Origin of the sequence: Methylobacterium sp. WL120, assembly GCF_008039465.1 — a bacterium.
Taxonomy (GTDB): Bacteria; Pseudomonadota; Alphaproteobacteria; order Rhizobiales; family Beijerinckiaceae; genus Methylobacterium; species Methylobacterium cerastii.
In genome coordinates, this window is the sequence record NZ_VRUT01000188.1 from 1 (window position 1) to 7,578 (window position 7,578).

7 protein-coding genes and 1 pseudogene are annotated in these 7,578 nt (G+C 68.3%); all 8 read left to right on the top strand.

Going from position 1 to position 7,578, the window contains the following annotated elements:
• Positions 1 to 1,223, top strand: a 1,223-nt coding sequence (locus FV229_RS23470) for a PQQ-dependent dehydrogenase, methanol/ethanol family (RefSeq protein WP_147754265.1), incomplete at its 5' end; no start/stop codon positions are given.
• Between the two features lie 95 nt (positions 1,224 to 1,318).
• Positions 1,319 to 1,471 carry a hypothetical protein gene (locus FV229_RS27640; RefSeq protein WP_187275265.1) on the top strand — a complete coding sequence of 51 codons (153 nt, stop codon included), beginning with the start codon at positions 1,319 to 1,321 and terminating at the stop codon, positions 1,469 to 1,471.
• A gap of 357 nt (positions 1,472 to 1,828) precedes the next feature.
• Complete coding sequence (locus tag FV229_RS23475) at positions 1,829 to 2,824, top strand: hypothetical protein (RefSeq protein WP_147754266.1); 996 nt, start codon at positions 1,829 to 1,831, stop codon at positions 2,822 to 2,824.
• A complete protein-coding gene (locus FV229_RS23480; protein ID WP_147754267.1) occupies positions 2,821 to 3,678 on the top strand; it encodes a hypothetical protein in 858 nt (285 codons plus the stop codon). The genes FV229_RS23475 and FV229_RS23480 overlap by 4 nt, the downstream gene beginning before the upstream one ends.
• Positions 3,679 to 3,972: 294 nt before the next feature.
• Complete coding sequence (rimP, locus tag FV229_RS23485) at positions 3,973 to 4,758, top strand: ribosome maturation factor RimP (RefSeq protein WP_147754268.1); 786 nt, start codon at positions 3,973 to 3,975, stop codon at positions 4,756 to 4,758.
• Between the two features lie 69 nt (positions 4,759 to 4,827).
• Positions 4,828 to 6,435: a transcription termination factor NusA gene (gene nusA / locus FV229_RS23490; protein ID WP_147754269.1), complete on the top strand. Its 1,608-nt coding sequence runs from the start codon at positions 4,828 to 4,830 to the stop codon at positions 6,433 to 6,435.
• Between the two features lie 67 nt (positions 6,436 to 6,502).
• Positions 6,503 to 7,231: an RNA-binding protein gene (locus FV229_RS23495; RefSeq protein WP_147754270.1), complete on the top strand. Its 729-nt coding sequence runs from the start codon at positions 6,503 to 6,505 to the stop codon at positions 7,229 to 7,231.
• 81 nt (positions 7,232 to 7,312) lie between these two features.
• Positions 7,313 to 7,486 (top strand): annotated as a pseudogene (locus FV229_RS23500) (translation initiation factor IF-2 associated domain-containing protein); the annotation flags it as partial.
• Positions 7,487 to 7,578: the final 92 nt, after the last annotated feature.

The window sequence follows — 7,578 nt, forward strand, 5'->3', positions numbered from 1 at the left end:
GCGTGCAGTGCCACGTGACCGCCTACGACGCCAAGACCGGCAAGAAGGTCTGGCGCGGCTACTCGATCGGCCCGGACGACCAGATGCTGGTCGACCCGGAGAAGACCACCCACCTCGGCAAGCCGGTGGGCAAGGATAGCTCGACCAAGACCTGGGAAGGCGACCAGTGGAAGACCGGCGGCGGTTGCACCTGGGGCTGGTTCTCCTACGACCCGAAGCTCGACCTGATGTACTACGGCTCGGGCAACCCCTCGACCTGGAACCCCAAGCAGCGTCCGGGCGACAACAAGTGGTCGATGACCATCTGGGCGCGTAACCCGGACACGGGCGTGGCCAAGTGGGTCTACCAGATGACCCCGCACGACGAGTGGGACTACGACGGCATCAACGAGATGATCCTCACCGACCAGAAGGTCGGCGGCAAGGACACCCCGCTGCTGACCCACTTCGACCGCAACGGCTTCGGCTACACCCTGAACCGCGCCACCGGCGAACTCCTCGTCGCCGAGAAGTTCGACCCGGTCGTCAACTGGGCCTCCAAGGTCGACATGGACAAGGGGTCGAAGACCTACGGCCGCCCGGTCGTGGCCGAGGCCTACTCGCCCGAGCGGACCGGCGAGGACGAGACCACCGCCGGCATCTGCCCCGGCGCGATCGGCGCGAAGAACCAGCAGCCGGCGGCCTATTCGCCCGAGACGCGGCTGTTCTACGTGCCGACCAACCACATCTGCATGAGCTACGAGCCGTTCCACGTCACCTACACGACAGGCGTGCCGTTCGTCGGCGCCACCGTCGGGCTGCAGCCGCCGCCGGGCGAGACCCGGACCGGCGCGTTCCTGGCCTGGGACGGCGTCGCGGGCAAGATCAGGTGGTCGAACCCCGAGCCGTTCTCGGTCTGGTCGGGGGCGCTCGCCACCGCTGGCGGCGTGGTCTTCTGCGGCACGCTGGAAGGCTACCTAAAGGCCGTCGACGCGACGACCGGCCGGGAACTCTACCGGTTCAAGACCCCGTCCGGCATCGTCGGCAACGTGATGACCTACCGCCATCGCGGCCGCCAATACGTGGCGGTGCTCTCCGGCGTCGGCGGCTGGGCCGGCATCGGCCTGGCCGCCGGCCTCACCGACCCGGCGGACGGGGCTGGCGCGGTCGGTGGCTATGCGGCGCTCTCGGACTACACTGCGCTCGGCGGCCAGCTGACCGTCTTCGCCCTGCCCGAGCGCTGATGCGGCCGTCGCCGCAATTCGTGGGTAAATTTCCCACATAATCCGGCACCATCCCCGTTGCAGGATGCCGCTCCCCTTCGAGGAGCCTCGATCCGATGCCTGATTCGCCAAGCGCACCCCGTCCGCCGCGTCCGCGCGACGTCGCGGTCGCGATCGTGCTGGTGGCCTGGGCGGTCGCCGTCGCGCGAACCGAGCGCGCGCCCTCGCCGACCCCACCGGTGGTATCCTACGTGGCGGCCTTGCGCTGAGACGACGCCCATGGAGTTCGCGCCGACCGGCTTCCGATTCGGGCGCCAAATGCCTTTGGTCGCATCGCGGCGACATGAGAGGCTCGCGCGAAAGCCGGGTCGGCGTCCGGTCCGCACCGGCTTATCGGGTGCGCACTTCGAACGCCGTTCCGTTCGCGGCACGGCGTCTCAAGGCACGCAATGGATAGGAAAATAAGATGGAAAAACCTGTTTTGTTCTGGTAATTGTTCCTAATCGTAGCCGATTCGGATCGATGCCATGGCGAGACAACCGAGGATTGGTGACGAGATCCAGCAGCTGAAGGGGCTTCTGGCCGGGCTGTCCCTCGACACGAAGCTGCTCCGCCTGGAGCAGGTTTTGCGGCGGAAGGACTGGTCCGAGCAGCCGCGCGCGCCGGCCGGGCAACCGAACGGCGGGCAATGGGTCGGCGACGGCGGCGGAAGTGGCGGTACCGTCGATCCGGACGTGCTGCGGCTGGTTAGGCCGCAATGGGCGCAGATGCCCGTGGCCGAGCCCGCTCAGAGCCGCGAAGACACCCGTCTGGACGACGGCACCCGCGTCCTCTCGATCCGCATCCGCGCGGGCCGGCGCGACTTCGACGAGCAGCATACGGTCACCGCGCCGGACGGCGAGAGCCGGGTCTTCGAGACCCTCGGCGCGACGCAGACGATCCGCGACGGCGTCTCCGGCGAGATCCTGGGCCGCAGCACCTTCACGGCAAACGGGGTCGAGCCGGACGCGACGGTGCAGCCCGCCTTCCTGCCGGCGGTTCCGCTCGCCCTGGCGGCCATTCGGGTCCTGCGGACGCTCGAACTCGCCGGCACGCTCTTCGCGACGCTTTCGGCGCAGCGGGGTCGCTACGGCACCGTCCTCGGCACCACGGCGCACGAGTTCCGTGGCGCCGAAGACTTCGAGCACATGCCGGCGATCTGGGTCGGCCCGCTCGACCAGGCATCCCTCGACGCCGCTTGCCCGAAGACCGGTGAGATCCAGACCCAGCTCGACGCGGTCGCCGCGGCGGTTCGACAAAGTGGTGCGTATCGAACGCCGCAAGCCGTCGGCACCGCGATCCACGTGCTGATGGATCGTTGGGCAAAAGCCCAAGACATCGAAAATTTCAAATCGGAGCTATCGATCCTTAAAAATGGAAAGGAAGGCACGTATGGTCAATCCGGCACGAGCCGCCTCGACCAGTACCATCTTCCTCAGCCGAACGTCGCCTGCGTCTATGACTATAAGACGGGACTTCGCGGCCTCAGCTGGTCCGATTGGGTGCGCTACGCCACCAGATCGAAGACGTATTTTCCGGCAACGCAGCGGATCATCGTCATACAGATGCGGGAGTCGCGATGACGACCAAGAAGCAGTTGGCTCGGCTTTTCCGGGACGTGGTGAAGCACAATCCGGATTTCGTCCAAGTGAACCCGCATGCGATCTGGATCCGCCCGATCCGTCATGCCATCGCACAGATCTTCATCCATCGCAGCAGCTCTGCTGATGTGTTTTGGCCCAGGTACAGTATCACGCCCTTGTACTGGGGTGGCGCGACCTGGGATTGGGATATCGGAAGTTTTTCCGAGGGATTTCGACGCGAGCCCCGACCGGCCCCCTTCACGCGGGACTACTTTCTCCAGCCCGATTACCAGCAGAGGCCGGAATTTCCCAAGCTCGCCGCGTGGGCGGCCACGGTCGGGGACTTCGCGTGGGCCGATCCCGAGATCGGCCGCATCTTCACGCGTGCGGTCGAGGAGCAGGTCCTGCCGCTGCTGCGCCCGATGGCCTTTGACCACCATGCCTATCTGGACTTCTACCGCAGCCACATCGTCCCGAGCCTCGGCCTTCGCGACGAGCAGCGCATGGCGATCGCCCTCGCGGAGGGCGCGCTGGACGAGGCGCGCGAATACCTCGCCCGGATCTGGCGGTGGTACGAGAGCGACACCTACGGCGATTACGAGCCGCCGGAGATCCTCGACTATCCCAAGCGCGGCGCGCGCACGCGGCGCGCCATCGAGGCCTGGGAGAAGGCCGGCAGCTGCACCGACTACCGGCGCCGCCGCCGCCGCATCCTCGAGATCGTCGAACCGCTGCGCACCGGCGACCGTGCGGCCCTGGCCGTGATCCTACACCGCTGGGAGGCCGAGGCGGCGCGCTTCCACAAGGTCGAGCCATGGTGGGAGCCAACGCCGTTTCCCATCGAGGAGGGGTGACCCGGGCGACCGACGATCCGACGCCGCGGGAGCCCTTCCACGGGTCTGGATCGATCCATGAGTCGTTCCGGGTCGTCCGGCATCGTCGGGCCCATGCAACGCCGCGCCAAGCGTGAAGACGCTTGAATTCTGCGCGTTCACCCTTTAGATCGTTCAGCATCAGTTCTGGTTGCAGTCGTGAGGCTGCGGTTCGGGAGTGGACCCCACCGGGTCCGCTCTTTTTTATTGCCGCAAGCCTTGGTCGCCCCCGGCCGGAACGCCGCCCCGTCAGCGAGCCCGACCCTGAGCGCAGTCATGTCCGAGCCGTCCGCCGTCCCCTCGCCCGAGCCGACCGAGAAGCGTCTCGTTCGCGAGACCGGCGTCGCCGCGCGCGTGGCGCAGGTGATCGAGGGTCCGATCGAGGGCCTCGGGTTCCGTCTCGTGCGGGTGAAGGTGTCGAGCGCCAACGGCTGCACCGTGCAGATCATGGCCGAGCGCCCGGACGGCTCGATGTCCATCGACGACTGCGAGACCGTGAGCCGCGCGATCTCGCCGATCCTCGACCTCGATGACCCCGTGGGCATCGCCTACTACCTCGAGATGTCCTCTCCCGGCATCGACCGGCCGCTGGTCCGGGTCTCGGACTTCGCCCGCTGGGCCGGCTACGAGGCCAAGATCGAGCTGTCCGTGCCGCTCGACGGGCGCAAGCGCTTCCGCGGGATCATCGGCGAGCCGGATGCGGCGACCCTCACCGTGCCGGTCGACCTGCCCGACGTGAAGGAAGGCTTTCCGAGCCGGGTCTCGGTGCCTCTGCGCGACCTGTCCGAGGCGCATCTCGTCCTGACCGACGACCTGATCCGGGAATCGCTGCGCCGCGGCGGCGGAACCCCGGAAGATCTCGACGCGGATTTCGACGGCGAGTCCGACGCGGACGACGGGGAGGAGGCGCCCCTGCCGCCTGCCCCGTTCCCGAAGCGGCTGAAGGCCTCCGCCAAGCCGAAGGCCGCCAAGCCGGTCAAGGCGAAGCCCGCCTCGGACGCGCCGAAGAAGCCCGTGACCACCAAGGCGGCCCGCCTCAAGGACCGCGACTCGCTTCACTAGAGCATCGCAGCCCGGCCCGCTCGCAAGGCGGCGCGCCGGAGCGGCACCCCAAGAGAAGGACCGACACAGATGGCCGTCGTCAGCGCCAACCGGCTCGAACTCCTGCAGATCGCCGACGCGGTCGCCCGCGAGAAGGTGATCGATCGCTCCATCGTCATCGACGCGATGGAGGAGGCGATCGCCAAGGCCGCGCGCTCCCGCTACGGCGCCGAGACCGACGTGCACGCCGAGATCGACAACAAGACCGGGGCGCTGCGGCTCTCCCGCCACCTGCTCGTGGTCGATCTCGTCGAGAACGACGCCCGCGAGATCACCCTCGACCAAGCCCGGCGCTACAATCCGGGCGCGCTCGTCGGCGACGTGATCTCCGACACCCTGCCGCCCTTCGACTTCGGGCGCGTCGCCGCGCAGTCGGCCAAGCAGGTCATCGTCCAGAAGGTCCGCGACGCCGAACGCGACCGCCAGTTCGACGAGTACAAGGACCGCATCGGCGAGATCGTGAACGGCCTCGTCAAGCGCGTCGAGTACGGCAACGTGATCGTCGACCTCGGCCGCGGCGAGGGCATCGTCCGGCGCGACGAGATGATCCCGCGCGAGACCTTCCGCCCCGGCGACCGCATCCGCTCCTACCTGTTCGACGTGCGCCGCGAGGTGCGCGGGCCGCAGATCTTCCTCTCGCGCTCGCACCCGCAGTTCATGGCGAAGCTCTTCGGGCAGGAAGTGCCGGAGATCTACGACGGCATCGTCGAGGTGAAGGCGGTCGCCCGCGACCCGGGCTCGCGCGCCAAGATCGCGGTGATCTCGCGCGACGGATCGATCGACCCGGTCGGCGCCTGCGTCGGCATGCGCGGATCGCGCGTCCAGGCGGTGGTCGGTGAACTCCAGGGCGAGAAGATCGACATCATCCCGTGGTCCGAGGACCAGGCGACCTTCATCGTCAACGCGCTGCAGCCGGCGGAAGTCGTCAAGGTGGTGCTCGACGAGGAGGCCGACCGCATCGAGGTGGTGGTGCCCGACGACCAGCTCTCGCTCGCCATCGGCCGCCGCGGCCAGAACGTGCGCCTGGCCTCGCAGCTGACCGGCTGGGACATCGACATCCTCACCGAGGCCGAGGAGAGCGAGCGCCGCCAGAAGGAGTTCGCCGAGCGCACCACCGTGTTCATGGGGGCGCTGGACGTGGACGAGACCGTGGGCCAGCTGCTGGCCGCGGAAGGCTTCCGCAACGTGGAAGAGATCGCCTACGTCGATATCCAGGAGCTGTCCTCGATCCAAGGCCTCGACGAGGAGACCGGCGCCGAAATCCAGGCGCGCGCGCAGGACCACCTCGCCCGCATTGAGCAGGAGCACGACGACCGCCGCATCGAGCTCGGCGTCCAGGACGAGCTGCGCGAGATCGACGGCCTGACCACGCCGATGCTGGTCTCGCTCGGCGAGAACGACGTGAAGACGATCGAGGACTTGGCCGGCTGCGCCACCGACGACCTCGTCGGCTACACCGAAGGCCGCGGCCCGGAGGCCAAGCGCCACGCCGGCTACCTCGACGGCTTCGAGGTCTCCCGCACCGAGGCGGAAGGCATGATTATGGCCGCGCGCCTGCATGCCGGCTGGATCGACGCCCTGCCCGAGCCCGAGACGGCCGAAGGCGAGGCGGAGCCCGCCGAGGCCGAAGCGAACTGAAGGCGCGAGGTCCGGCGACATGATCCAGGCCGCGTCCGGCGACATGATCCAGGCCGCGTCCGGCGACATGATCCAGGCCGCGCAGCCGACGGCTGACGAGGGCGTCGAGGAGATCGCCCTCGACGCCGGGCCGAATCGCGGCCGTCAGGGTACGCTGCGCACCTGCATCGTCACCCGGACCGCGCAGGCGCCGGACGCGATGATCCGGTTCGTCCTCGGGCCGGACGGCGCCGTCGTGCCGGACCTGCGCGCGCGCCTTCCCGGCCGCGGCGCCTGGGTCAGCGCGCGCCGCGAGGACGTCGCGACGGCCGTGAAGAAGCGGGCGTTCAACCGGGCGTTCAAGACGCAAGGCGCGACCGCCGCCGCCGACCTCCCCGACCGGATCGCCGAAGGCCTGCGGGCCGACCTGCGGCAAGCGATAGCCCTGGCCAACAAGGCCGGCTGCATCGTCACCGGCTTCACCAAGGTCGAGGCCGCGATCGGCGCGCAGCCGCGGGTCGCGGCCGTGATCCATGCGTCCGACGCCGCCGCCGACGGCCGCCGCAAGATCGCGGCGGCATTGCACAGGCGCCACGGCGATGCCATATCCCGCATACCGATCGTTGACGACTTGTCCGAAGACGAATTGGACATGGCCTTAGGTCGGGATCATGTGATACACGCTGCGCTCGTCGCAGGAGTCGGGGCCGCCGGCTGCCTGGCGCGTTGGCGTCGGCTACGCTCCTTCGAGGGCGTCGCCGCGGCGATCGAGGAGCGCGGATCCGCCGGATACGGCGGGGATGCTCCCCCTCTGTAAGACGATGCCGTGACGGATCAGGCCGGCGCTCCGCGGGTTGCCGGTTCACGCGACGATGGAAACCCTCAGGGTTCAGGCTGAATGAGCGACACGAATAATCCGGGCGACAAGACTCTGAGCAAGACCCCTGCGAAGCCGCTTTCGTTGAAGCGTCCGATCGAACAGGGGACCGTGCGCCAGAGCTTCTCCCATGGCCGCTCCAAGCAGGTCGTGGTCGAGACGGTGAAGCGCCGTGTCATCGGCGCGGCGCCGGCGCCCGTCGCCCCCATCGCGGCCCCGACCGCTTATAAACAAAACAGAGACCACCACACAACGCAGCCGAAAATAATCCAGGATAAGCTATAAAA

What these genes read in the sequence shown, in the direction of transcription:
- FV229_RS23495 (WP_147754270.1), top strand. Translation starts at nt 6,503, where the DNA reads ATGATCCAGGCCGCGCAGCCGACGGCTGACGAGGGCGTCGAGGAGATC.
- FV229_RS27640 (WP_187275265.1), top strand. Translation starts at nt 1,319, where the DNA reads ATGCCTGATTCGCCAAGCGCACCCCGTCCGCCGCGTCCGCGCGACGTC.
- FV229_RS23480 (WP_147754267.1), top strand. Translation starts at nt 2,821, where the DNA reads ATGACGACCAAGAAGCAGTTGGCTCGGCTTTTCCGGGACGTGGTGAAG.
- rimP (WP_147754268.1), top strand. Translation starts at nt 3,973, where the DNA reads ATGTCCGAGCCGTCCGCCGTCCCCTCGCCCGAGCCGACCGAGAAGCGT.
- nusA (WP_147754269.1), top strand. Translation starts at nt 4,828, where the DNA reads ATGGCCGTCGTCAGCGCCAACCGGCTCGAACTCCTGCAGATCGCCGAC.